Below are 23,276 nucleotides of genomic sequence, written 5' to 3'. Positions count from 1 at the left end.
CCCGTCCCCTATTCCCATGCTCCGCCGTGCGGGCCGCGCCCCCCCGGGGGGGGGGGCGCGCGGCCGTCGGCGGGTGTCGGTGCCCGGTGGGTCAGCCGCGGCGGGCGCGGCGGATGGCGGAGGTCACCACCGGCGGGAGGAGGTCGCCCACCGCGCGCTTGGCCACGTTGGTCGGACGGCGGCGCTCGGCGGCGCGGGCCCGGCGCTCGGCGAGGTCGTGGGCGGCCACCTCGCGCTCGCGCTCGGCGTCGCGGAAGGCCTCGTCGGCGGCCCGCTCGGCGTCCCGGCGCTCCGCCTCGACGGTCAGCCGGGCGTGGTGGCGGGAGACCCGGAACGGCTCGGCGCCCTCGGCGCTGCCGCCGATCCGGACCAGCCGCCGCCCGTTGAGCGTCTCGTTGGTGAGGTCGCAGTGCGGCAGGGTGCCCCGGCGGGCCAGCAGGTCCAGCTGGGCCGGCTCCGGGTCGCCCCAGGTGCCGTAGAACTTGGTGTCGGTGAGCGCGATCGGCTTGAGCCCGTGGTTGAACACGGCCTCCCAGGTGGCGGCGGCGACGCCCGGGGTGTGCGCCGAGCGGTAGTCGTCGAGGACCACGACGCCCTGCGGGTCGAGCGCGGTCCGGGCCACCTGGAGGTCCCCGGCGACGTGCTCGTAGAGGTGGGAGGCGTCGATGTGGATGAAGCGGAACGCGCCGGGCGGGATGCGGCCGCCGGCCAGCGTGGAGGTCGGCGCCTGGATGATCTCCGGCAGCACGTCGTGGAAGGCGAGGTAGTTGACCTCGAACGCCGTCCGGGTGAGCGTCTTGCGGTAGGACATGTCCATCTCGGCGGCGTTCTCGTCGTCCGGCGCGTCCGAGTCGAAGAGGTCGCAGACCGTGAAGCTCTCCCCCGCCTGGAGGTGGGCTCCGATGACGATCGCGCTGCGGCCCAGGTAGGCGCCCATCTCCAGCAGGTCGCCGGTGAGACCGGCCTTCTCCTGGCGGCCGAGGAACCACTCGAAAAGGTGGCGGTCGTGGTCCCAGAACCACCCGGGCACGTCATCGAGCACCGCCGGCTCAGCTGGCTGCTGCGGCTCGGCACTGAGTGCGGCGTCGGTCACGAGGCGGCTCCTAACACGGTACGAACGACCATTGGGCACGAGCTCCAGACTCGGGAGGCGCGGCCCCACCGGCCGGCGACGGTCCTCGGTCGGCCCAGTGACCAGGGGGCCGGGGTGGCGGCCCGAGCACGCGAACGCGACCCGACCTGCCGCCAACGGTAGTCCGGCGCGCCCGAGTTCGCAGCAATCTACCCGCCGCAGAGCGGAGTTGGGCGAACCTCGACAGGAAGAATTTCGTGACCCAGCGGTTTGTGGACGGACTTGACCGCCGTCCCTCACGTACCAAAAGGCCGGTTCGTCCATAGTGCCGTCTGACCACCCGATTTGTCATCATCACAGGACACGATCATCTGCTGGGGCGCCGTCCTGCGGTCAGACCTGTGCTCAGTCCTGCAGTGAGTCCCGCGGTGATCCTTCCGGGCCCTTGCGTCCGATGGTTCGCGCGCCGTTGACTGGTTCCGGGTCGACCGGTGGGAGGCCCGGGGGCGCGGAGCCGCGGGCAGACGGGCCCGCGGGCACGCGATGACGAGAGGTGGGGCGGATGGACCAGGTGGAGCGCGCGGAGGGATACGCCGAGCACACCGACCAGTACGTCGACGGAGCCTGGCGGCCCGCGCTGGACGCCGGGACGATCCCGGTGCTCGACCCGGCGACGGAGCGGCTGCTCGCGACCGTCCCGGCCGGCGGCGCGGCGGACGTCGACGCGGCCGTGGCGGCGGCCCGCCGGGCGGCCCGGGCCTGGGGCGCCACGACCGCTGCGGAGCGGCTGGTGCCGCTGACCCGGCTGCGCGACGGCCTGGCCGCGCACCAGGAGGAGATCGCCGCCACCGTGGTCGCCGAGCTGGGCTCGCCGATCGGCTTCGCCACCGCAGTGCACGCCGCGCTGCCGCTGGCGGTCACGGAGTCGTACCTGGCGCTGCTCGCCGACTACGTGTTCGAGGAGCGGGTCGGCAACTCGGTGGTGCACGCCGAGCCCGCCGGGGTGGTCGCGGCGATCACCCCGTGGAACTACCCGCTGCACCAGATCGTGGCCAAGGTGGTGCCGGCCCTGGCGGCCGGCTGCCCGGTGGTGCTCAAGCCGGCCGAGGACACCCCGCTGGTGGCCCGGCTGTTCGCCCGGCTGGTCGACGCGGCCGGCTTCCCCGCCGGGGTGTTCAACCTGGTGACCGGCACCGGCGCGGTGGCGGGCGCGGCGCTGGTCGGCCACCCGGAGGTGGACGTGGTGTCGTTCACCGGTTCGACGGCGGTCGGCCGGACGGTCGGCGAGACGGCCGGGCGCGCGATCAAGCGGGTGGCCCTGGAACTGGGCGGCAAGTCGGCGAACGTGGTGCTGCCCGGCGCCGACCTGGCCCGCGCGGTGAACGTCAACCTCGCCAACGTGTGTGCCAACTCCGGTCAGGCGTGCAACGCGTGGACCAGGCTGCTGGTCCACCGCGACCGGTACGAGGAGGCGGTGGAGCTGGCCGCCAAGGCGGCCGAGAAGTACGCCCCCGGCGACCCGACCGACCCACAGACCCGGCTCGGCCCGCTGGTCAGCGACCGCCAGCGCGAGCGGGTGCGCGGCCACATCGCCGGCGCGCTCGCCCAGGGCGCCCGTCTGGTGGCCGGCGGCGCCGAGGCCCCGGACGGTCTGGCGACCGGCTTCTACGTCCGTCCGACCGTCCTCGCCGACGTCACCGGCGACATGGCGATCGCCCAGGAGGAGGTGTTCGGGCCGGTGTTGGTGGTGCTCGCCTACGAGGACGAGGACCACGCCGCCGAGTTGGCCAACGCCACCGAGTACGGACTGGCCGCCGCGGTCTGGGCCGAGGACGCCGACACCGCGGCCCGCTTCGCCCGCCGTCTGGACGCCGGCCAGGTCGACATCAACGGCGGCCGCTTCAATCCGGTCGCGCCGTTCGGCGGTTACAAGAAGTCGGGGCTCGGCCGCGAGCTGGGCCGGCACGGCATGGAGGAGTTCCTGCAGTACAAGTCGCTCCAGTACTAGGCCCTTACCAGGCCCTTTTCTTCAGGCCCTGCCGGCGCCCGGGCCGGGTGGGTGGGACGCGCCGTCCCGCCCGCCCGGCCCGAGGGCGGTCGACCGGTCAGACCAAGTCGACGCCCGGGTAGAGCGGGTGGGCGGCGAGCAGGTCCGCCGCGCGCTTGGCGATGCCCTCGGCGACGGCCGGGTCCAGGACGTACTGGGCCTTGGACGGCGCGCCGCCCGCGGTGGCGGCGGGGGTGGTGGCGCGCAGCACGGTGTCGATCAGGCCGGCGATCTCGTCCATCTCGGCGGTGCCGAGGCCGCGGGTGGTGAGCGCGGGGGTGCCGATCCGCACGCCGGAGGTGTACCAGGCGCCGTTCGGGTCCTGCGGGACGGAGTTGCGGTTGGTGACGATGCCGGAGTCGAGCAGGGCCGCCTCGGCCTGGCGGCCGGTCAGGCCGTAGCCGGACACGTCGGCGAGGACGAGGTGGTTGTCGGTGCCGCCGGTGACCAGGGTGGCGCCGCGGCGCAGCAGGCCCTCGGCGAGCGCCCGGGCGTTGTCGACGATCCGGTGGGCGTAGGTCTGGAACTCGGGGCGGCGGGCCTCGGCGAAGGCGACCGCCTTGGCGGCCATGACGTGCGAGAGCGGGCCGCCGAGCACCAGCGGGCAGCCGCGGTCGACGTGCTCGGCGAGTTCGGCCTTGCAGAGCACCATGCCGCCGCGCGGGCCGCGGAGCGACTTGTGGGTGGTGGTGGTGACGATGTGGGCATGCTGGACCGGGTCGAAGTCGCCGGTGAACACCTTGCCCGCGACCAGGCCGGCGAAGTGCGCCATGTCGACCATCAGGGTGGCGCCGACCTCGTCGGCGATCTCGCGCATCTTCCGGAAGTCGACCCGGCGCGGGTAGGCGGAGTAGCCGGCGACCAGGATCAGCGGGCGGAACTCGCGGGCGGTGGCGCGCAGCGCGTCGTAGTCGATCAGGCCGGTGGCCGGGTCGGTGCCGTAGCTGCGCTGGTCGAACATCTTGCCGGAGATGTTGGGGCGGAAGCCGTGGGTGAGGTGGCCGCCGGTGTCCAGGGACATGCCGAGCATCCGCTGGTTGCCGAGCTCCTGGCGCAGCTCGGCCCAGTCCTGCTCGGTGAGGTCGTTGACGTTGCGGACGCCGGCGCGCTGGAGGGCGGGGCTCTCGACCCGCTGGGAGAGGACGGCCCAGAACGCGGTCAGGTTGGCGTCGATGCCGGAGTGCGGCTGGACGTAGGCGTGGTCGGCGCCGAAGAGCGCGCGGGCGTGCTCGGCGGCGATGGTCTCGACGGTGTCGACGTTGCGGCAGCCGGCGTAGAAGCGGCGGCCGGCGGTGCCCTCGGCGTACTTGTCGCTGAGCCAGTTGCCCATGGCGAGGAGGACGGCCGGGGAGGCGTAGTTCTCGCTGGCGATGAGCTTGAGCGAGGCGCGCTGGTCCTCGATCTCCTGGCCGATGGCGGCGGCGATCCGCGGCTCGACCGCGGCGACCACGTCGAGGGCGGAGCGGAAGGCGGTGTTGGCGGCGGGCGTGGCGGCCGTGTGCGGCTGCTGGGTCGACGGCGTGGACGACGGCGTGGACGACTGTGGGGCCATGGCGGTCTCCTGGTGGGGAGTCGGGGGGCCCAGGCGCTCGGCAATTGCTACGTGATCCGGCACGGGGCCGCTTCCCGATGGTCGATTCCATCCGTGCGCGCCAGTCGCGGCCCGCCGGAATCGTATCAATGTGCGGGGCTCTGTGGTGGAGATCTCAAAATGCGGGACGGCGGCGGACATGACACGACTTTTGTCCGGTTATGTCCGTTCTACTGCTACGGCAGTATTGCGGCGGAATGAAGCCGTCACAATGCCCGAAACAAAGGACGCGAACAAGCTCCGGAGCACCCCCGGAATGATTTGCGGAACTCCCCCGGCATCCGATCTGATGACGCCCGGCGGCCCTACCGGGAAACCCCCGGAGCGGCCGCCGGGAAATGCACGTCAGCGCTCCCTCACCCACGGGGCGGCGGAGGAAATTCGGGGAGTACACCTCTCATGGCAGTGGTCGAACAAGTCGCAGCACCGGCACCGGTGCCGTCCGCCCCCGCGAGTCTGCTGCGCCGCGTCTGCCGCGACCGCACCGGAGCCGTCGCCCTCGGCGTCGTCCTGTTCTTCCTGCTGCTCGCCCTCACCGCCCCGCTGATCGCCGCCCTGTACGGCAGGAACCCGACCGAGCACTACGGCCAGAACCTGCCCGGCCTGCTCAGCGACGGCGGCCTGCCGATCGCGCCGAACGGCGGCATCTCCGGCGAGTTCTGGTTCGGCCTGGAGCCCGGCCTGGGCCGCGACGTGTTCACCCAGCTGCTGTACGGCATCCGCACCTCGCTGCTGATCGCCTTCGCCTCGGCCGCCGTCACCACCACCCTCGGGGTGCTGGCCGGGGTCGCGGTCGGCTACCTCGGCGGGATCACCGACCGGCTCTTCGGCTTCCTCTCGAACGTCCTGCTGGCCTTCCCGACGCTGCTCCTGCTGCTCGCGCTCAGCCCGGTGATCCAGTCCCGGCTGGTCGACCCGGGCACCGCGGAGCCCGAGTGGATGCAGTTCCTGGTGCTGATCCTGGTGTTCTCCGCGTTCGGCTGGATTCCGCTGGCGCTTTCCCTGCGGGCCGCCGTCCGGTCACTTCGGGAAAGGGATTTCGTGCAGTCCGCCCGGGCGCTCGGGGCGAGCGGATTCCATATCGTCTTCCGGGAACTCCTGCCGAATGTCCGGGCCCAGCTGCTGGTGCACGCGACCATGGCGGTGCCGACCTTCGTCGCCGCCGAGGCGGTGCTGTCCTTCCTCGGCGTGGGCATCAACGAGCCGGTCCCGGACTGGGGCCGGATGATCTCCCGCGGCTCCGAGGTCTTCCAGGCCGACCCGACCTACATGTTCTTCCCGGGCGTCGCGCTGCTGCTGTTCGTGCTCGCCTTCAACCTGCTCGGCGACGCCGTCCGGGACGCGCTGGACCCGCGCGCCGCGCGCTGAAACGTTCCTTCACCTTCCCGTTCCACCCGATCGCCCAGTTCCACCCGATCGCCCCGGACCCCCCGGGGCAAGGAGAAATTCGCCATGCGCTGGATCAAACCGTCCCTCGCCGTCGTCGCGACCGCCCTGCTGGCGACGTCCTGCTCGGCCGGCGCGGGCTCCACCTCCGGCACCGGCCCCGCCGCCGCGCCCAAGGACACCTCCCCGCTGACCGCCGCGCTCGGCACCGAGAAGGAGAGCGCCGGCCCGGCGCCCGCCGTCCCCGGTGCCCGCCCCGGCGGCACGGTGAACGTCTACAACGCCACCGACTTCCGCCACCTCGACCCGCAGAAGGTGTACGCGGGCGCCGCGTACAACACCTCGCTGCTCTGGGGCCGCCAGCTGACCCAGTACCAGGTGGTCGACGGCAAGGCCAAGCTCGTCGGCGACCTCGCCACCGACACCGGCACCGCCGCCGACGGCGGCCGCACCTGGACGTACAAGCTGAAGGAGGGCGTGGCCTGGGAGGACGGCCAGCCGATCACCTCCCAGCAGGTCAAGTACGGCATCGAGCGCACCTTCGGCAAGGGCTACGAGGTCGGCCCGCCGTACTGGCCGCAGTGGCTCACCGGCGAGGCCAGCTACGACGACGCCCGCAAGAAGTACGCCGGCCCGCAGGACGGCGACCTCGCCGCGATCGAGACGCCGGACGACCGCACGATCGTCTTCCACTTCCCGCAGCCGCAGGCCGACGTGCCGTACATGGCCGCGCAGTCCTCCTCCTCGCCGGTGCGCAAGGACAAGGACACCGGGACGGACTACGACCGGCTGCCGTTCGCCAGCGGCCCGTACCGGATCGTCGAGCACGTCCAGAACACCCGGATGGTGCTGGAGCGCAACCCGAACTGGAAGCCGGAGACCGACCCGATCCGCAGCCAGTACCCGGAGAAGTACGTCTTCAGCTACGGCAAGGAGGCGCTCAACATCAACCAGGAGATCCTCTCCGGGCGCGACGGCGGCGCGGACGCCACCACGGTCTCCACCCAGCTCTCCCCCGAGCTGTACCAGACCGTGGACACCGACCCGAAGGCCAAGGAGCAGGTCGTCTCCGGCCGGCAGGGCGCCTTCGTCACCTACCTCATGGTCAACAACGAGCGGGTGGCCGACGCCGAGGTCCGCAAGGCCCTCAACCTCGCCTACCCGCGCCAGCAGGCCCGCCAGGTCCAGGGCGGCAGCCGGGCCGGCGAGCTCGCCAGCACCCTCAGCTCGCCCGCGCTGGTCGACTGGCAGAAGTACGACCTGAACCCGGCCAAGCCGGAGGGCGACCCGGAGGCCGCCAAGGCCGCGCTGGCCAAGGCCAAGCAGCCGCCCGCCCCGCTCACCTACGCGTTCGCCAACACGCCCAACGGGCAGCGGGTCGCCCAGGTGCTGGTCGACGGCTTCGCCAAGGCCGGCATCACCATCGTGCCCAAGCCGATCGACCCCAAGGCGCTGCTGGACGAGGCGCACCGCGCCGACTCCCCGTACGACCTGTGGGAGGAGACCAGCTCGGTCGACTGGCCGACGCCGTCCACGCTGGTCCCGTTCTCCTTCGACGGCCGCGCCAACAGCGACCTCAACTCCGCCCGCTACCGCAACGGCGAGGTGGACAAGGAGATCGACCGGATCAACCAGATCGGCGAGCCGCGCGCCAAGGCCAAGGAGCTGTACGCGCTGGAGCAGACCGTCATGAAGGACCTGCCGGTGCTGCCGTTCGCCTACCCGAACATGAACCAGCTGCGCGGCTCCAACGTCGGCGGGGCGTTCATCCACCCGATCTACGGGTCGGTCAGCCTGGCCTGGGTCTACCTGAAGTCGTGACGTCCTGACGTCCTGACGTTTCGATCACTCGAAGTCCCTCGGTGGCCCCGCCCGGTGCGGGGCCACCGATCCCCGACGCTCCCCACTCCCCCCGACGCCCCCTCCGACCCCGGACCGGCCACCATGCTCTCCTTCGCCCTGCGACGGGCCCTCCAGGCGCTCGCCGTCCTGGCCGCGGTCTCCGCCGCCGCCTTCGCCCTCTTCTACGCCGCCCCCGCCGACCCGGCCCGCGCCGCCTGCGGTCCGCGCTGCGACACCGGCCAGGTCGCGGCGGTCCGCGCGAGCATGGGCCTGGACCAGCCGCTGCTCACCCAGTACACCGACTACCTGACCGGGGTCGTGGCCGGCCGGGACATCCAGGACGTCGACGGCTCCACCATCCACTGCGACGCGCCCTGCCTCGGCTACTCCTATCGGCTGCACCAGCCGGTCACCGACGCGCTGATCGACCACCTGCCGGTCACCGTCTCGCTCGCCGCGGGGGCGCTCGCCTTCCTGCTGCTGTTCGGGCTCGGCACCGGCTTCGTCGCCGCGCTGCGGCACGGCACCAGGACGGACAAGCTGCTCTCCGGCTTCACCCTGGTCGGGGCCAGCGTGCAGATCTACTTCCTCGGGTACGTCGCCCAGTGGGGGCTGGTCTACACCACCGGGCTGCTGCCGCTGCCCTCGTACACCCCACCGGCCACCGACCTCGCCGCCTGGGCGGGCGGCATGCTGCTCCCCTGGCTGGTCCTCGGCTTCGTCAACTCGGCGGTGTTCGCCCGGCTCTCCCGCTCCCAGCTGCTGGAGACGATGAACGAGGAGTACGTCCGCACGGCCCGTGGCAAGGGCCTCGGCCGGCTCCGCGCGCACCTCAAGTACACCTCGCGCGGCGCCGCCGGACCGCTCGTCCAGCTGCTCGGCCTGGAGGCGGGCGCGCTGCTCGGCGGCGCGGTGATCACCGAGACCGTGTTCGGGCTGAACGGCGTCGGCCGGTTCGCCAGCGAGGCCGTCGAGGGACAGGACCTGCCCGCCGTGGTCGGCGCCGTCCTGCTGGCCGCCTGCTTCGTCGTGCTGTTCGTCGCCCTGGCCGACCTCGCGGTGGCCTGGCTCGACCCGCGCATCCGCCTCAGCTGAACCCCCTGGAGCCCGTCCCATGACCCCGCCCTCCGCCGACGCCTCCCCCGCTGACGCCTCCGCCACCGGCCGCCCCGCCGCCGGGGAGCCCGTGCTCAGCGTCCGCGGCCTCACCGTCAGCTTCGCCGACCCGCGCGGCGGCGCCCCCGTCACCGCCGTCCGGGACCTCTCCTTCGACCTCGCCCGGGGCGAAGTGCTCGGCCTGGTCGGCGAGTCCGGCTCCGGCAAGTCGGCCACCGGCCTCGCCGTCCTCGGCCTGCACGACCCGCGCACCACCACCGTCACCGGCTCGATCCGGCTCGGGGACCAGGAGTTGGTGGGCGCTGAGGAGTCCGTGCTGCGCCGGGTGCGCGGCGGCCGCGTCGCGCTGGTCTTCCAGGACGCGCTCACCTCGCTCAGCCCCTTCCACGGCGTCGGCGCCCAACTCGCCGAGATGTACCGGCTGCACCACCCCGGCGCGGGCCGCGCCGAGGCCCGCCGGCGGGCGGCCGACATGCTCGACCGGGTCGGCATCCCGGCCACCCGGGTGCGGGACTTCCCGCACCAGTTCTCCGGCGGCATGCGGCAGCGCGTGATGATCGCGATGGCGCTGCTGAACGAGCCCGACGTGCTGATCGCCGACGAGCCGACCACCGCCCTGGACGCCCGCGTCCAGCGCCAGGTCCTCGACCTGCTGGGCGAGTTGCAGCGCGAGCACGGCACCGCCGTCCTGCTGGTCAGCCACGACCTCGGGGTGGTCGCGGGGACCACCGACCGGACGCTGGTGCTGCGCGGCGGCCGCCGGGTGGAGAGCGCGCCGACCGCCGAGCTGCTGGCCGATCCCAAGGAGCCCTACACCCGGGCACTGGTGGGCGCGGCGCTCACCCTGGAGACGGTACCGGGCAGCGTGCTGCCCACTGTTGACGATCCGTCACCTGTCGGGAGCTTCGCGGAGCGGATTTTCGGCGAGCAGGCCTCCGGCGAGCGGACCGCCTCGCCCGAGGCTCCCGGCCGCTGGCTGGTCGAGATCGAGGACCTCGCCGTGCACTTCCCCGGCCGCCGCCGCTTCCCCGGCCTGCGCGCCGAACCGGTCCGCGCGGTCGAGGGCGTCAGCCTGCGGATCGCCCCCGGCGAGACGCTCGGCCTGGTCGGCGAGTCCGGCTCCGGCAAGTCCACCACCTCCCGCGTGCTGGCCGGCCTGCAGGCCGCCACCGGCGGCACCGTCCGGTACGACGGCGTGGACGCCACCGCGCCCGACCGGGCGCTGCGGCGACGGCTCAGCAAGGAGATCCAGCTGGTCTTCCAGGACCCGTACGCCTCGCTCAACCCGCGCCGCACCGTCGCCCAGACCCTGGACACCCCGCTGCGCCTGCACACCGCCCTCACCGCCGAGCAGCGCCGCGCCCGCGCCGCCGAACTGCTCGAACAGGTCGGCCTGCCCGCCGCCCACCTGGACCGCTACCCGCACGAGTTCTCCGGCGGCCAGCGCCAGCGGATCGGCATCGCCCGCGCGCTCGCCCCCGAGCCCCGCCTGATCATCGCCGACGAGCCCGTCTCCGCCCTGGACGTCTCGGTCCAGGCCCAGGTCCTCAACCTGCTGATGGAGCTGCGCGAACGGCTCGGCGTCGCCTTCCTCTTCGTCTCCCACGACCTCGCCGTGGTGCGCCACTTCTGCGACCGGGTGGCCGTCATGCACCGCGGCCGCCTGGTCGAGTCCACCGCCCGCGACCGGCTCTTCACCGCGCCCCACACCGACTACACCCGCTCCCTCCTCGCCGCCGCCCACTGAGACCGCCCCGGGTCCGTCGCGGGTCTGCCCCGGGTCCGTCACGGGTCCGTCGCGGGTCCGTCGCGGGTCCGTCGCGGTCGAGGCCGCGACGGGCCCGGTGGTTGTCAAGGTTGCGTGGCCAGCGTGCGGGGAGGACGCGCGGAGGGTGCGGGCCTCGTGCGGGAGTTCGGGGCTTCGGCTGCGCGGGTGGCGTCCGGCGGGTTAGCGTGCTGCGGCTGTCACGATCACGAGGCGCCGGGGACGGCCCGGTCAGGGGGAAGAGCGTGTCCGAGGAACTGCTGCTCGCGAGGATCAACCACGGGTTCGACCACCTGGACGCCGACGGGGACGGCCTGCTGACCGAGCACGACCACGTGCTGATGGGGCACGCGGTGGCCCGGTCGCTGGGACACGCGGAGGGGTCGGCCACCGAGCAGCGGATCGTCGAGGCGTACCTGGCCATCTGGCGCGACCTGCACGTCTCCCACCTGCCGCTCGGCACCACGGCGATCGGCCGCGAGCAGTTCGTCAGCTCGACCCGCTCGCTCGCCGACGACCCGGTGGCCGCGCGGGCCGTGCTCGGGGCGCTGGCCGAGGCGTTCATGGCGATCGCCGACGTCGACGGCAGCGGCACGGTCGACGCCGGCGAGTTCTTCGTCTTCCAGCGCGGCCACTTCTCCGCCCTCTCCCGCGACGACGCCGACGAGGCCTTCCACCGGCTCGACCTGGACGGTGACGGCCGGCTCTCCGCCGACGAGTTCGTCTCCGGCATCATCGAGTTCTGGACCAGCCTCGAACCGGACGCGCCCGGTCACTGGTGGGCCGGAAAGCCCCCGTACTCGATCTGACGTCTCGTCAATCCTCGGCTGGGGACGGGAAGTCACGCAGTCGCAGGAGTTCGCGGTTCAGCAGCAGCGGGGCCGCGGACAGCAGTGCGACCACCGCGACCAGCCACAGCGCCGAACGCAGGCCCATGGTCGAGCCGAGCAGACCGCCGACGGCCGCGCCGAGCGGCAGCGTCCCCCAGATGACGAAGCGGACCGAGGCGTTCATCCGGGCCTGCATCGCCGTCGGGGTGACCGCCTGCCGGAGGCTGACCTGGGCGATGTTGTAGGCGGTGATCCCGCACGCGGTGATCCCGGCGGCCGCCGCCAGGGTCGGGACGGCCCGGCCGGGCGCCGCGGTGGCGAGCAGCAGCACGCCGAGGCCGGGCAGGATCTTGGCGACCACCAGCAGCCGGCCGAGGCCCAGGACCCGGACCAGCCGGGCGGTGGCGATCGCGCCGAGCAGCGCGCAGCCGTTGCCGATCATCAGCGCGAGGCCGAGCCGGCCGGGCGACAGCTCCAGGTCGCGCAGGGCGAAGGCGGGCAGCAGGGCGCTCAGCGCGCCGCTGAGGCCGGCCAGGTTGGCGATCGCCGTGGCGAGGGCGAGCGAGCGCAGCACGCGGTGGCGGAACACGAAGCGCAGGCCCTCGGCGATCCGGGTGCGCATCCGCGTCTTCGGCGCCGGCGCGGGCGGCACCACCCGGCCCGGGGTGCGGATCACGCCCAGGAGCAGCCCGGAGACCAGGTAGCTGGCCGCGTCCGCGAGCAACAGCAGCGGCGCGGTGACCAGTTGGAGGAGCAACCCGGACAGGCCGGGCCCGGCCAGCTCGGCGGTCGAACGGGAGAACTCCAGTCTGCTGTTGCCCGCCGCCGTCTGGCCGCGGCCGACCACGCTGGGCAGGAAGGCCTGGTCGGCGATGTCGAAGAAGACGGTGAACAGACCGGTGACGAAGGCGACCGCGCAGAGCAGCGGCACGCTGAGCACGTCCAGGGCGTAACCGAGCGGGAGCGCGCAGAGCGTGACCGCCCGCCCGAGGTCGGCGACGACCATCACCCGGCGGCGGTCCCACTGGTCGAGCAGGGCGCCGGCGGGCAGGCCGACCAGCAGGAACGGCAGGGTCTCGGCGGCGGCGACCAGGCCGAGCTGGCCCGGCGTGGCGCCGACGATGGTGATCGCCAGGACGGGCAGCACGAAGAAGCTGATCTGGGTGCCGAACTGGCTGACGGTGTGGGCGGACCAGAGGGCGGCGAAGTTGCGTTGCCGCCAAAGGGCGGGCGGCGCGGGTGGTGCCGGTGCTGTGGGTGGTGCGGGCGGTGCTCCGGTTTCCGTCGCCGGCCGGTCCGTGCTCGTCATACCGTTCCCCCGGTTCGGTCGTCCTGCCGTCTCGCTCGGCCTGGGCCTCCCCCGGCGCGGCCGGCGCTCGGTGGATGGTAGTCGAATGGCCGGGTGCCGCGACGGCATTGCGGGCCGACCGTCCGGGAGGGTTCCGGTTCGCCGCGGGCCGGGGACCGGCGGTCGGGCCGGACGGCGGGGTGCGGCCGGGTGCGGCGGCGGGTAGCGTGGCCGGGCCAGCACCCGGACGGGGTCGACGGGTGTGTACGACGGTTCGGCTCGCCCCGGGCCGGTCCGGGGCCGGCCGCCGTGTCCGGCCGGGCGCGGCGCGCGCAGCCCCCCGCAAGGAATCACCACCGCAATGCCCAGCACGGCCCCCACCACCGCCCCCGGTACCTTCCCCGGCACCTCCCTCGGTACCTCCCCCACCACCGCCGCCGGCGCGTTCCCCGCCTTCGTCAGCCGCCCGGCGCTCGCCCTCGGCCCACACACCGTCGAGGCGGAGCGGATCCGGGAGGACATCCTGGCCCGCAACCCCGACTATCCACCCCGGCAGGCCCAGACCGTCCGGCTGGCGCTGGGCAACCTGCCCGGCACCCGCCGCTACTTCCAGCCGTACGAGGTGGTCAGCTCCCCCGAGCGCACCGCCGCCGAACGGAAGACCACCACCTTCGCCGACCTGCTGGCCGCCGCCGAGACCGCCGCCCGCCAGGCCCTGGCGGACGCGGACGTGCGGCCCGACCGCGTCGACTGCGTCATCGTGAGCAGCGCGACCGGCGACGCCGTCCCCGGGCTGGACATCCACCTCCAGCAGCGGCTCGGCCTGCGCCCCGACGTCAGCCGCCTCCCGATGACCCAGCTGGCCTGCGCGGGCGGCGCGCACGTCCTGATAGCGGCCCGCCGCTTCCTGGCCTGGGACCCGGCGGCGGTGGTGCTCGTGATCGCCGCCGAGTCGCTCTCCGCGCTCTACCAGGACTCCCAGACCTCGGTGGAGGACCAGATATACAAGGGCCTCTGGGGCGACCTGGTGGCCGCCGCCGTGGTCACCGCCGAGCCCCGGACGCCCGGACTGCGCCTCGACCACAGCTTCGAGTACACCATCCCGCACACCACCGACCGCTACCGCAAGCTGACCGACGACCGCGGCGACCACTTCGCCTCCACCCGCGCCTCGCTCCGCTCGGTCACCGACCTCGGGCCGGCGCTGCTCGGCTGGCTGGACCGGCAGGGCGGCCGGGAGCTGGACTTCGGCGTCCTGCACCCGGGCGGTCCGGCGATCCTGGACCGGCTCGGGGCGCTGCTCGGCGTCGACGAGGCGTTCCTGCGGCACTCGCGGGACGTCCTCACCGAGGAGGGCAACCTCGGCGGCGCGACGGTGTTCTCCGTCCTCGCCCGCACCCACCGCACGCCGCCGGCCGAGGGCGCCCGGGGCCTGGTGTTCGGCCTGGGGCCCGGCGTCGCCCTGAGCGCCCTGCTGGCCACCTGGTCGGGCTCCTGAGCCGGCCGGGACGGGTGCCCGGCGGGCGCGGGCGCAGGCGCGGCGGGCCCGGGCGTAGGCTGGCCGGCATGCTCCTGTGGATCAACGGCCCCTTCGGCGGCGGCAAGACGCAGGTGTCGCACGAGCTGCGGCGCCGCCTGCCCGGCAGCGTGATCTGCGACCCCGAGGAGGTCGGCTTCGGGCTGCACCGGATGACCCCGAAGCCGCTCCGGGGCGACTTCCAGGACCTGCCCGCCTGGCGCCAGGGCGTGTACGAGGTGCTGGACCTCGTCCTCACCCGCCACCGGGGCCCGGTGATCGTCCCGATGACGGTCACCGAGCCCGGCCACCTCGCCGAGACCGTCGGTCGGCTGCGCGAACGCGGCCACGACGTACGGCACTTCGCGCTGCTGGCCGAACGGGAGGAGGTGCTGCGACGGCTGCGCGAGCGCGGTTTCGGGCACGCCGTGCAGCTGGTCGCCGGGAAGGACGCGCCGCTGCGCCGGGAGAGCTTCGCGGTCTCCCGGCTCGACCACTGCCTGGAGCGGCTGAGCGGTGCCGAGTTCGGCGAACACGTCCGGACCGACCGCCTCGACGTCGCCGGGGTCGCCGAACACCTCGCCGCCTCGGCCGGGTTGACCCTCGCCCCGAACACCGACGGCCCGCTGCGCGGCCGGCTGCGCCGGGCGGCGGTCGGGGCCCGGCACATCCGGTTCATCTGACCCCCGCGCCGGGGCCCCGCTGAGGCGCACCGCCGCGGACGTCACGCCTCAGGGACGTCACGCCTCGGGGACGTCGCACCGCGCGGACGTCACACCTCGGGGACGATCCGCCCGACGACGGTGTCGATCAGCCCGGCGACGGCGTCCGCGCCCAACACCTCGGGCAGGGTGAGGTGTTCGAGGATGAGGCCGGTCATCGCGAGGTAGAGGACGACGACGGTCTCCCGGTCGCCGGGGAGGCCCTCGCCCAGGTGGTAGGCGATGTTGGCCTCCAGCTCCTCGCGCACGGTGATGGTGAGCTGGGCACGCAGCTCGGGGCGGCGGGTGGCCTCCAGCCGGAGTTCGAGCATGGCGAGGTAGCCGGCCCGGTCGGTGGCGATGCGGCGCATGAGGTCGTGCACGAGGGCGGTGACCAGGGCCCGGTCGCGCGGGGCGCGCAGCAACTCGGCGAGGACGGCCGGGTCGGGGGTGAGCCGGTGGTGGATGTGCCGGGCGGTCTGGTCGAACAGGTCGTCCCGGTTGGCGAAGTAGTTGGACGCGGTGCCGGTCGGGACGCCCGCGCGCACGTCCACGGCGCGGAAGGTGAGTCCGCGCGCGCCCTGGTCGGCGAGTACGTCGATGGCGGCGTCGGTGAGTGCCGCGCGGCGGGCGGGGTTCTGGGCCATCGCTGAAGCTCCTTCAGGAAAACTCTTGCAACCACTACAGGCGAAGTACTATAACTGTAGTCGTTCACGCGGCGGCCGAAGTCCACCGCGGCACCACACCACCAAGGAAGTGAATGCGAAAGCTCACCTACTACGTCGGCGCCACCCTCGACGGCTTCATCGCCGCCCCGGACGGCGAGTACGGCTTCTTCATCGACAACTACCTGGACGGCGAGTTCCTGCCGTACATGTGCAACGCGTTCCCGGAGACCCTGCCCACCCCGGCCCGGGCCGCGATGGGTCTGGCGGAGGCGCCGAACCAGCGCTTCGACACCGTCCTGATGGGCCGCGCCAGCTACGAACCGGGCCTGGCCGCGGGCCTCACCAGCCCGTACGGCCACCTGCGTCAGGTCGTCTTCTCGCGCAGCCTCGGCCGGAGCCCCGACCCCGGGGTGGAGGTCACCGCCGCCGACCCGCTGACCCGGGTCCGCGAGCTCAAGCAGGAGGACGGGCTCGGCATCTGGCTCTGCGGCGGCGGTGAACTGGCCGGTCAACTGCTCCCGGAGATCGACGAGTTGGTCCTCAAGCAGTACCCGCTGGCGACCGGCTCCGGCATCCCGCTGTTCCGCGCCGGCTTCGCCCTGCACAGCTTCGCGCTGACCGACTCCCGGGTCTTCGACAACGGGGCCGTCGTACTCACTTACGCGAAGACGACCGGCTGACGCTCACCACCAGGCAGACGCCCACGACCACGATCGCCCCACCCAGCAGGGTGGGGCCGGTCAGCGGCTCGGCCAGCACCAGCCAGCCGAGCAGCACGGCCACCACCGGGTTGACGTAGGCGTAGGTGGCGACCAGGGTCAGCGGCGCGGACCGCAGCAGCCACGCGTACGCGGTGAAGGCGACCAGCGAGCCGAACACCACCAGACAGCCGAGCGCCACCCAGGACCGGGTGGAGACGTCGCCGAGGTGGAACCCGCGCTCCTCGCCGCGCGCCAGTCCGATCAGCGCGTTGCCGAGGCCGCCGGCGAGCATCTGGTAGGCGCTCGCGGCGAAGACGTTGCCGGGCATCCGGATCCGCTTCGCGGCGAACGAGCCGAACGCCCAGGTGAGCGTGCCGCAGATGACGGCGACCACGCCGGCCGGCGCGATGTCGCCGCCGATCGCGGGGGCCGACAGCACCGCCAGTCCGACCAGCCCGAGCAGCACCCCGGCCAGTTCCACGGGCTTCGGACGGTCGCCGCCGAACGCCGTCAGCAGCACCATCCAGAGCGGCACGGCGGCCACCAGCAGGGCGGCCAGGCCGGAGGGGATGGAGTTCTCGGCGAGCACCACGAGGCCGTTCCCGCCGGTCAGCAGCAGCACGCCGACCAGTACGGAGGAGCCCAACTGCCGTATGTCGACGCGGAGTCCGTCCCGGCCGTAGCGGAGCGCGACGAAGCCGACGAGCAGTAGACCGGCACTCAGGAAGCGCGCGGCGGCGGAGAGGAAGGACGGCATCGTCTCCAGCGCGATCCGGATCGCCAGGTAGGTCGAGCCCCAGACGACATACACCAGGCCGAGCGCCACCCACACCCCCACGCCGAGCCGACCGGAGGGGGTGGGGGCGGAGCCGTGGGACGGGGTGCGGGCGGGAGTTCGACTGGGGGTGGAGGCTGAGGCATCGGCAGGAGCTGTCACGGGCGTTCCCCTCGGACGGTACTGGCGGTTCATCGGACATGACACCGCATCGGCCGCCCCGCGCGCCAGTGGGTATCACCAGGCGAGCTGACAATCGACAGCTGACAACTGACGACATCTGAAATCTGTCAGCTGATATCTGTCATCCGTCAGTTGTCAGTTGTCAGCCGTCAGCTGGAATCCGTCAGCTGTCAGTCGTCAGTCGCGTCCCTGGAGGAGCCCCGTGCCCACCCGCCTCCCCTTCTTCGTCTACGGCACCCTGCGCACCGGTGAACGCAACCACGCCGTCTTCCTCGCCGGCCGGTGCGCCGAGGTCCGGACGGCGGTGCTCGACGGCGCGGCGCTGCACGACGGCCCCGGGTTCCCGTACGCGGTGCCGGACGCCGAGCCCGGGCGGCGGATCGTCGGCGAGCTGGTCACCGTCCGCCCCGGCGCCTACCCGGCGGCGCTCGCGGCCCTGGACCGGCTGGAGGACTGCCGGACCGACGGCAGCGGCGAGTACGTCCGCGAACGGCTGACCGTCCGCACCGCCGACGGCGAGCCCGCCGAGGCCTGGGTCTACCTGGCCGGGCCGGCCGTGGCCGCCCGGCTGCGCGCGCACCCGGCGCTCATCGCCTCCGGCGACTGGCGGCGACGGCCGTGCTGAGGCCCGGCCCGCCGACCGCCGAATACCGCCAGGTAGGCTGCCCCGGACCAGGCCCACGCCCGCCCCCGCGCCCACCCCCGAGGAGCCCACCGGTGCCCCAGCAGCCACCCCCGATCACCGTCGTCGGGATCGGGGCCGACGGCTGGCCCGGCCTCGCCGGCACCGCGCGGGCCGCGCTGCGCACCGCCGAGGCCGTCATCGGCGGCCCCCGCCAGCTCGACCTGCTGCCCGCCGACGAGGTGACCGCCGAACGCGTGCCGTGGCCGTCCCCGCTGCGCCCCGCCGTCCCCGGCCTGCTCGCCCGGCACGCCGGCCGCCGGCTCGTGGTGCTCGCCAGCGGCGACCCGATGTTCTTCGGCATCGGCCGCACCCTCGCCGAGACCGCCGGCCCCGACCGGCTGCGCGTCCTGCCGCACCCCTCCTCCGTCGCGTACGCCTGCGCCCGGCTCGGCTGGCCGCTGGAGTCCACCGAGGTGGTCAGCCTGGTCGGCCGCCCCCTGGACACCCTGCGCCTCGCCCTCAACCCCGGCCGACGGCTGCTCGTCCTCAGCGCCGACGCCGCCACCCCGGCCGCCGTCGCCGCGCTGCTCACCGCGAGCGGCCACGGCGCCGCCCGGCTGCACGTCCTCGAACAGCTCGGCGGCCCCGGCGAACGCCGCCTGGACGGCCCCGCCGACGGCTGGCCGCACCCGTCCGGCGACCCGCTGAACGTCATCGCGATCGAGCTCGACACCGCCGGCCCCCGGGTCCCCGTCGTCCCCGGCCTGCCCGACGCCGCCTACGAGAGCGACGGCCAGCTGACCAAGCGGCACGTCCGCGCCGCCACCCTGGCCACCCTGGCGCCCGTCCCCGGCGAACTGCTCTGGGACGTCGGCGGCGGCTCCGGCTCGATCGCGATCGAGTGGCTGCGCGCCCACCGCGACAACCGGGCCGTCACCGTCGAGCGCGACCCGGTGCGCGCCGAGCGGATCGCCCGCAACGCCGCCGCGCTCGGCGTCCCCCGGCTGCGCGTGGTCACCGGCCCGGCGCCCGCCGCGCTCGCCGGACTGCCCACCCCGGACGCGGTGTTCATCGGCGGCGGACTCACCGTGCCCGGCCTGCTGGACACCTGCTGGGCCGCGCTGGCCCCGGGCGGCCGACTGGTCGCCAACACCGTGACGTTGGAGTCCGAGGCGCTGCTCACCGACCGCTACCGGCGGCACGGCGGCGAACTGCTGCGGCTCGCCGTCGCGCACGCCGTGCCGGTCGGCGGCTTCACCGGCTGGCGCCAGGCCATGCCGGTCACCCAGTGGTCCGCCGTCAAGCCGCCCACCGAGCCCGCCACCCTTGAGCCGGCCACCCCCACCCTCCAGGAGAACGCCTCGTGACCGTCCACTTCATCGGAGCCGGCCCCGGCGCCGCCGACCTGATCACCCTGCGCGGCCAGCGGCTCCTGGCCCGCGCCGAGGTCTGCCTCTACGCCGGCAGCCTGGTGCCGCGCGAACTGCTGGACGAGTGCCCGCCCGGCGCCCGGCTGGTCGACACCGCCAACCTCACCCTCGACCAGATCGTCGAGGAGTTCGTCCGCGCCCACGCCGCCGGCCAGGACGTCGCCCGGCTGCACTCCGGCGACCCGTCCGTGTTCAGCGCCGTCGCCGAGCAGATGCGCCGGCTCGACGCGGCCGGCGTCCCGTACGAGGTGGTGCCCGGCGTCCCGGCCTTCGCCGCCGCCGCGGCCGCGCTCAAGCGCGAACTGACCGTCCCGACCGTCGGCCAGACCGTCATCCTCACCCGGATCGCCAAGCGCGCCACCCCCATGCCCGAGGGCGAGGACCTCGCCACCCTCGGCCGCAGCGGCGCCCTGCTCGTCCTGCACCTGGCCGCCGGGTACGTGGACGACGTGGTCGAGCAGCTGCTGCCGCACTACGGCGCCGACTGCCCCGCCGCCGTGGTCGCGATGGCCAGCCGGCCGGACGAACTGGTGCTGCGCGGCACCGTCGGCGACATCGCCGGGCAGGTCAAGGCGGCCGGCGTGGTCCGCACCGCGGTGATCATCGTCGGCCGGACGCTGGCCGCCGAGCAGTTCCGCGACAGCCACCTCTACTCCGCGGACCGCGAGCGCCCGCACGAGCCCTGCGGCGCCTGATGGCGCACGCTCCGGGCGACCCGCACGTCCTGGTCCTCGGCGGGACGACCGAGGCCCGGGCGCTGGCCGCCGCGCTCGCCGAGGTGGCCGGCCTGCGGGCCACCAGCTCGCTCGCCGGCCGGGTCGCCGAACCGCGGCTGCCCGCCGGCGAGGTCCGGATCGGCGGCTTCGGCGGCCCGGACGGCCTCGCCGCCTGGCTGCGCGCCGAGCGGGTGGCCGCGGTGGTCGACGCCACCCACCCGTTCGCCGCCGTCATGTCCGGCAACGCCGCCGCGGCCGCCGCGGCCACCGGCGTGCCGCTGCTCGCGCTGCGCCGCCCCGGCTGGGCCCCGGTCCCGGGCGACGACTGGCACCCCGTCGCCTCCCTCGCCGACGCCGCCGCGTTGCTCCCCGCCCTCGGCCGGAGGGTCCTGCTGACCAGCGGCCGGCAGGGCATCGCCGCCTTCGCCCACCTCGACGGCCTGCACTTCGTGGCCCGCTCCGTCGACCCGCCCGAGCCGCCGCTGCCCGCCTCGCTCGACGTCCTGCTCGACCGCGGCCCGTTCACCCTGGACGGCGAGCGGGCGGTGCTGCGCGAGCACCGGATCGACGTCGTGGTCACCAAGGACAGCGGCGGCGCGGCCACCGCGCCCAAGCTCACCGCCGCCCGGGAACTGGGCCTGCCCGTGGTGGTGGTGACGCGCCCGCCGCTGCCGGCCGGCGTCCCGGTCGCGGAGACCGTCCCGGCCGCCCTGGCCTGGCTCGCCGCTCGCGGTCTCACCCCTCGATAACCCCGGGACCGGGGAGCGCCCCTCCTGTCACCATGGCCGGATGGACGCCTACGACCTCGCCGACGCCGCCCGTACCCCGACCCTGCCCGCCGCCGACGAACGCGCCACCCTGGTCTCCTTCCTGGACTTCCAGCGCGACACCTTCGCGATGAAGTGCGCCGGGCTGACCACCGAGCAGCTCCGCGCCCGCCCGCTGCTCCCCTCCGACCTCTCCCTGCTCGGCCTCACCCGTCACCTGGCCGAGGTCGAGCGCGGCTGGTTCCGCAACGTCCTCAACGCCGAGGCCCGGCGCGGCTTCTGGAAGCACCCGGACGGCAGCTTCGCCGAGTTCGACGTCGACGAGGCCGACCCCGAGGAGGCCTTCGCGGTCTGGCGCCGCGAGTGCGACCACGCCCGGGAGCTCGTCGCCGCCGCCGAGTCGCTGGACGTCCTCGGGCACCACCGGGAGAACGGCGCCGAGGAGAGCTGGTCGCTGCGCTGGATCCTCACCCACATGATCGAGGAGTACGCCCGCCACAACGGCCACGCCGACCTCCTGCGCGAACACCTCGACGGCCGCACCGGCGAGTGACGCCAGAACGCCACCGCCAACGCCGCTGCCCGGCACCGGAGTTCCGGGGCCGGGCAGCAGGCGGACAGGCGGCGGGTGGACAGGCGACGGATGGACCGGCGACGGGGATCAGATGTCGCGGAAGGTCTCGATCTGGGCCCCGATGGAGTTGAGGCGCTCGGCGAGGTCCTCGTAACCGCGGTTGATCACGTAGACGTTGCGCAGCACCGAGGTGCCCTTGGCCGCGAGCATCGCGAGGAGGATGACAACGGCGGGGCGCAGGGCCGGCGGGCAGACCATCTCGGCGGCGCGCCAGCGGGTCGGGCCCTGGACCAGGACGCGGTGCGGGTCGAGCAGCTTGATGTCCGCGCCGAGGCGGGTGAGTTCGGTGAGGTAGATGGCGCGGTTGTCGTACACCCAGTCGTGGATCATCGTGGTGCCGTGGGCGGCCGCGGCGATGGCGGCGAAGAACGGCACGTTGTCGATGTTGATGCCGGGGAACGGCATCGGGTGGATGGTGTCGATCGGCGCGGTCAGCTTGGAGGGGCGCACGGTGAGGTCGACCAGCCGGGTGCGGCCGTTGTGGGCCGGGTACTCGGGGGTGCGGTCGTAGTCGAGGCCCATGCCCTCCAGGACGGCGAGCTCGATCTCCAGGAACTCGATCGGCACCCGGCGGATGGTCAGCTCGGAGGAGGTGACGACGGCGGCGGCGAGCAGGCTCATCGCCTCCACCGGGTCCTCGGCGGGGGTGTAGTCGACGTCGCAGGTGATCTCGGGGACGCCGTGCACGGTGAGGGTGGTGGTGCCGACGCCCTCGATCCGGACGCCCAGCTTCTCCAGGAAGAAGCAGAGGTCCTGGACCATGTAGTTGGGCGAGGCGTTGCGGATGACGCTGACGCCGTCGTGCCGGGCGGCGGCGAGCAGGGCGTTCTCGGTGACGGTGTCCCCGCGCTCGGTCAGCACGATCGGACGGTCCATCGGGGTGCCGGGCTGGACGGAGGCGTGGTAGGCGCCGCCGGTGGTGGCGACCTCCAGGCCGAACCGGCGCAGCGCGGTGAGGTGCGGCTGGACGGTGCGGGTGCCGAGGTCGCAGCCGCCGGCGTAGGGGATGGCGAAGGTGTCGGCGCGGTGCATCAGCGGGCCGAGGAACATCAGCACGCTGCGGGTGCGGCGGGCGGCCTCGACGTCCATGCCGGCGAGGTCGAGCTCGGCGGGCGGGGTGAGTTCGAGGTCGCGGCCGTCGTTGGTCCAGCGGCTCTTGACGCCGATGCTGGTGAGCACTTCGAGGATGCGGTAGACCTCCTCGATGCGGGCGACGCTGCGCAGGGTGGTGCGGCCGGTGGTCAGCAGCGAGGCGCAGAGGATGGCGACGCAGGCGTTCTTGCTGCTGCGGACGTCGATCGCGCCGGAGAGACGGGTGCCGCCGGCGACCCGCAGGTGCATCGGGCCGGCGTAACCGAGGGAGACGATCTCGCTGTCGAGCGCTTCGCCGATGCGGGCGATCATCTCAAGGCTGACGTTCTGCTTGCCCTGCTCGATGCGGTTGACCGCGCTCTGGCTGGTGCCGAGGGCCTCGCCGAGCTGGGCCTGGGACCAACCACGGTGCTGACGCGCGGTGCGGATGAGGGTGCCGATACGGGTGAGGTAGTCGCCTGTCACCCGGCAGACCATATCTCATGGCTGAGATAGCGACAGAATCCCCCCTGGGCGTGGCGCCACTTTTGT

20 protein-coding genes and 1 riboswitch are annotated in these 23,276 nt (G+C 73.8%); of the genes, 14 read left to right on the top strand and 6 right to left on the bottom strand.

The window, feature by feature from the left end:
- Positions 1-91 precede the first annotated feature (91 nt).
- Complete coding sequence (locus AB0N76_RS17435) at positions 92-1,093, bottom strand: class I SAM-dependent methyltransferase (protein ID WP_363557957.1); 1,002 nt, start codon at positions 1,091-1,093, stop codon at positions 92-94.
- 541 nt (positions 1,094-1,634) lie between these two features.
- Here AB0N76_RS17435 and AB0N76_RS17430 point away from each other — a divergent pair.
- The gene (locus tag AB0N76_RS17430; protein WP_363557955.1) at positions 1,635-3,080 is read left to right on the top strand and encodes an aldehyde dehydrogenase family protein; all 1,446 of its coding nucleotides are present in this window, start codon (positions 1,635-1,637) and stop codon (positions 3,078-3,080) included.
- A gap of 97 nt (positions 3,081-3,177) precedes the next feature.
- Here AB0N76_RS17430 and AB0N76_RS17425 read toward each other — a convergent pair whose 3' ends face one another.
- Complete coding sequence (locus tag AB0N76_RS17425; protein WP_363557953.1) at positions 3,178-4,671, bottom strand: glycine hydroxymethyltransferase; 1,494 nt, start codon at positions 4,669-4,671, stop codon at positions 3,178-3,180.
- Between the two features lie 20 nt (positions 4,672-4,691).
- A riboswitch (ZMP/ZTP riboswitch) is annotated at positions 4,692-4,789 on the bottom strand.
- Positions 4,790-5,109: 320 nt separating this feature from the next.
- Between AB0N76_RS17425 and AB0N76_RS17420 the strand changes: the two genes are divergently transcribed.
- The 5 genes from AB0N76_RS17420 to AB0N76_RS17400 all read left to right on the top strand — a co-directional run bounded on the left by AB0N76_RS17420 (position 5,110) and on the right by AB0N76_RS17400 (position 11,628).
- Positions 5,110-6,078 carry an ABC transporter permease gene (locus tag AB0N76_RS17420; protein WP_363557951.1) on the top strand — a complete coding sequence of 323 codons (969 nt, stop codon included), beginning with the start codon at positions 5,110-5,112 and terminating at the stop codon, positions 6,076-6,078.
- A gap of 84 nt (positions 6,079-6,162) precedes the next feature.
- Complete coding sequence (locus AB0N76_RS17415; RefSeq protein ID WP_363557949.1) at positions 6,163-7,917, top strand: ABC transporter substrate-binding protein; 1,755 nt, start codon at positions 6,163-6,165, stop codon at positions 7,915-7,917.
- 123 nt (positions 7,918-8,040) lie between these two features.
- Positions 8,041-9,033, top strand: a complete 993-nt coding sequence (locus tag AB0N76_RS17410) for an ABC transporter permease (RefSeq protein ID WP_363557947.1) — start codon at positions 8,041-8,043, stop codon at positions 9,031-9,033.
- A gap of 19 nt (positions 9,034-9,052) precedes the next feature.
- Complete coding sequence (locus AB0N76_RS17405; RefSeq protein WP_363557945.1) at positions 9,053-10,801, top strand: ABC transporter ATP-binding protein; 1,749 nt, start codon at positions 9,053-9,055, stop codon at positions 10,799-10,801.
- A 263-nt stretch (positions 10,802-11,064) separates the two neighbouring features.
- Complete coding sequence (locus AB0N76_RS17400; RefSeq protein WP_363557943.1) at positions 11,065-11,628, top strand: EF-hand domain-containing protein; 564 nt, start codon at positions 11,065-11,067, stop codon at positions 11,626-11,628.
- A gap of 7 nt (positions 11,629-11,635) precedes the next feature.
- Here the strand turns inward: AB0N76_RS17400 and AB0N76_RS17395 are convergent, their stop codons facing one another.
- On the bottom strand, positions 11,636-12,958 hold the full coding sequence (locus tag AB0N76_RS17395) for an MFS transporter (RefSeq protein ID WP_363557941.1): 1,323 nt from the start codon (positions 12,956-12,958) through the stop codon (positions 11,636-11,638).
- Positions 12,959-13,298: 340 nt separating this feature from the next.
- Between AB0N76_RS17395 and AB0N76_RS17390 the strand changes: the two genes are divergently transcribed.
- Positions 13,299-14,435, top strand: coding sequence for a PhlD (locus AB0N76_RS17390; protein ID WP_363557939.1), 1,137 nt, complete (start codon positions 13,299-13,301; stop codon positions 14,433-14,435).
- Positions 14,436-14,503: 68 nt separating this feature from the next.
- Entirely contained in the window at positions 14,504-15,136 is a 633-nt protein-coding gene (locus AB0N76_RS17385) for an AAA family ATPase (RefSeq protein WP_363557937.1), read from the top strand.
- An 89-nt stretch (positions 15,137-15,225) separates the two neighbouring features.
- On the opposite strand, the gene AB0N76_RS17380 is transcribed toward AB0N76_RS17385, so the two are convergent.
- Entirely contained in the window at positions 15,226-15,801 is a 576-nt protein-coding gene (locus AB0N76_RS17380; RefSeq protein ID WP_363557935.1) for a TetR family transcriptional regulator, read from the bottom strand.
- A 113-nt stretch (positions 15,802-15,914) separates the two neighbouring features.
- On the opposite strand from AB0N76_RS17380, the gene AB0N76_RS17375 reads away from it, so the two are divergent.
- Positions 15,915-16,502 (top strand): dihydrofolate reductase family protein, encoded by a 588-nt coding sequence (locus AB0N76_RS17375; protein ID WP_363557933.1) that lies wholly within the window; start codon positions 15,915-15,917, stop codon positions 16,500-16,502.
- Here the strand turns inward: AB0N76_RS17375 and AB0N76_RS17370 are convergent.
- On the bottom strand, positions 16,477-17,355 hold the full coding sequence (locus AB0N76_RS17370) for an EamA family transporter (RefSeq protein ID WP_363557959.1): 879 nt from the start codon (positions 17,353-17,355) through the stop codon (positions 16,477-16,479). The genes AB0N76_RS17375 and AB0N76_RS17370 overlap by 26 nt on opposite strands.
- 328 nt (positions 17,356-17,683) lie before the next feature.
- Here AB0N76_RS17370 and AB0N76_RS17365 point away from each other — a divergent pair, with 328 nt between their 5' ends.
- The 5 genes from AB0N76_RS17365 to AB0N76_RS17345 all read left to right on the top strand — a co-directional run bounded on the left by AB0N76_RS17365 (position 17,684) and on the right by AB0N76_RS17345 (position 21,572).
- Entirely contained in the window at positions 17,684-18,106 is a 423-nt protein-coding gene (locus AB0N76_RS17365; protein ID WP_363557931.1) for a gamma-glutamylcyclotransferase family protein, read from the top strand.
- Positions 18,107-18,198: 92 nt separating this feature from the next.
- Positions 18,199-19,473: a precorrin-6y C5,15-methyltransferase (decarboxylating) subunit CbiE gene (gene cbiE / locus AB0N76_RS17360; protein WP_363557929.1), complete on the top strand. Its 1,275-nt coding sequence runs from the start codon at positions 18,199-18,201 to the stop codon at positions 19,471-19,473.
- On the top strand, positions 19,470-20,231 hold the full coding sequence (gene cobM / locus AB0N76_RS17355; protein WP_363557927.1) for a precorrin-4 C(11)-methyltransferase: 762 nt from the start codon (positions 19,470-19,472) through the stop codon (positions 20,229-20,231). The genes cbiE and cobM overlap by 4 nt, the downstream gene beginning before the upstream one ends.
- Complete coding sequence (locus AB0N76_RS17350; protein WP_363557925.1) at positions 20,231-21,001, top strand: cobalt-precorrin-6A reductase; 771 nt, start codon at positions 20,231-20,233, stop codon at positions 20,999-21,001. The genes cobM and AB0N76_RS17350 overlap by 1 nt, the downstream gene beginning before the upstream one ends.
- A gap of 40 nt (positions 21,002-21,041) precedes the next feature.
- Positions 21,042-21,572 (top strand): DinB family protein, encoded by a 531-nt coding sequence (locus AB0N76_RS17345; protein WP_363557923.1) that lies wholly within the window; start codon positions 21,042-21,044, stop codon positions 21,570-21,572.
- Between the two features lie 108 nt (positions 21,573-21,680).
- On the opposite strand, the gene AB0N76_RS17340 is transcribed toward AB0N76_RS17345, so the two are convergent.
- Positions 21,681-23,210 carry a UDP-N-acetylglucosamine 1-carboxyvinyltransferase gene (locus tag AB0N76_RS17340; protein ID WP_363557921.1) on the bottom strand — a complete coding sequence of 510 codons (1,530 nt, stop codon included), beginning with the start codon at positions 23,208-23,210 and terminating at the stop codon, positions 21,681-21,683.
- Between the last annotated feature and the right edge of the window lie 66 nt (positions 23,211-23,276).

The sequence above is a fragment of the Kitasatospora sp. NPDC093806 genome (assembly GCF_040683335.1).
Taxonomy (GTDB): Bacteria; Actinomycetota; Actinomycetes; order Streptomycetales; family Streptomycetaceae; genus Kitasatospora.
The sequence above is the reverse complement of the archived record's forward strand: the minus strand, read 5'-3'. Positions and strand labels throughout refer to the sequence as shown.

Excerpts from the sequence above, each read along its gene's own strand:
- AB0N76_RS17380 (WP_363557935.1), bottom strand. The coding sequence starts at position 15,801 with ATGGCCCAGAACCCCGCCCGCCGCGCGGCACTCACCGACGCCGCCATC.
- AB0N76_RS17395 (WP_363557941.1), bottom strand. The coding sequence starts at position 12,958 with ATGACGAGCACGGACCGGCCGGCGACGGAAACCGGAGCACCGCCCGCA.
- AB0N76_RS17405 (WP_363557945.1), top strand. The coding sequence starts at position 9,053 with ATGACCCCGCCCTCCGCCGACGCCTCCCCCGCTGACGCCTCCGCCACC.
- AB0N76_RS17385 (WP_363557937.1), top strand. The coding sequence starts at position 14,504 with ATGCTCCTGTGGATCAACGGCCCCTTCGGCGGCGGCAAGACGCAGGTG.
- AB0N76_RS17425 (WP_363557953.1), bottom strand. The coding sequence starts at position 4,671 with ATGGCCCCACAGTCGTCCACGCCGTCGTCCACGCCGTCGACCCAGCAG.
- AB0N76_RS17350 (WP_363557925.1), top strand. The coding sequence starts at position 20,231 with ATGGCGCACGCTCCGGGCGACCCGCACGTCCTGGTCCTCGGCGGGACG.
- AB0N76_RS17415 (WP_363557949.1), top strand. The coding sequence starts at position 6,163 with ATGCGCTGGATCAAACCGTCCCTCGCCGTCGTCGCGACCGCCCTGCTG.
- AB0N76_RS17430 (WP_363557955.1), top strand. The coding sequence starts at position 1,635 with ATGGACCAGGTGGAGCGCGCGGAGGGATACGCCGAGCACACCGACCAG.
- AB0N76_RS17345 (WP_363557923.1), top strand. The coding sequence starts at position 21,042 with ATGGACGCCTACGACCTCGCCGACGCCGCCCGTACCCCGACCCTGCCC.
- AB0N76_RS17390 (WP_363557939.1), top strand. The coding sequence starts at position 13,299 with ATGCCCAGCACGGCCCCCACCACCGCCCCCGGTACCTTCCCCGGCACC.
- AB0N76_RS17420 (WP_363557951.1), top strand. The coding sequence starts at position 5,110 with ATGGCAGTGGTCGAACAAGTCGCAGCACCGGCACCGGTGCCGTCCGCC.
- AB0N76_RS17410 (WP_363557947.1), top strand. The coding sequence starts at position 8,041 with ATGCTCTCCTTCGCCCTGCGACGGGCCCTCCAGGCGCTCGCCGTCCTG.
- AB0N76_RS17375 (WP_363557933.1), top strand. The coding sequence starts at position 15,915 with ATGCGAAAGCTCACCTACTACGTCGGCGCCACCCTCGACGGCTTCATC.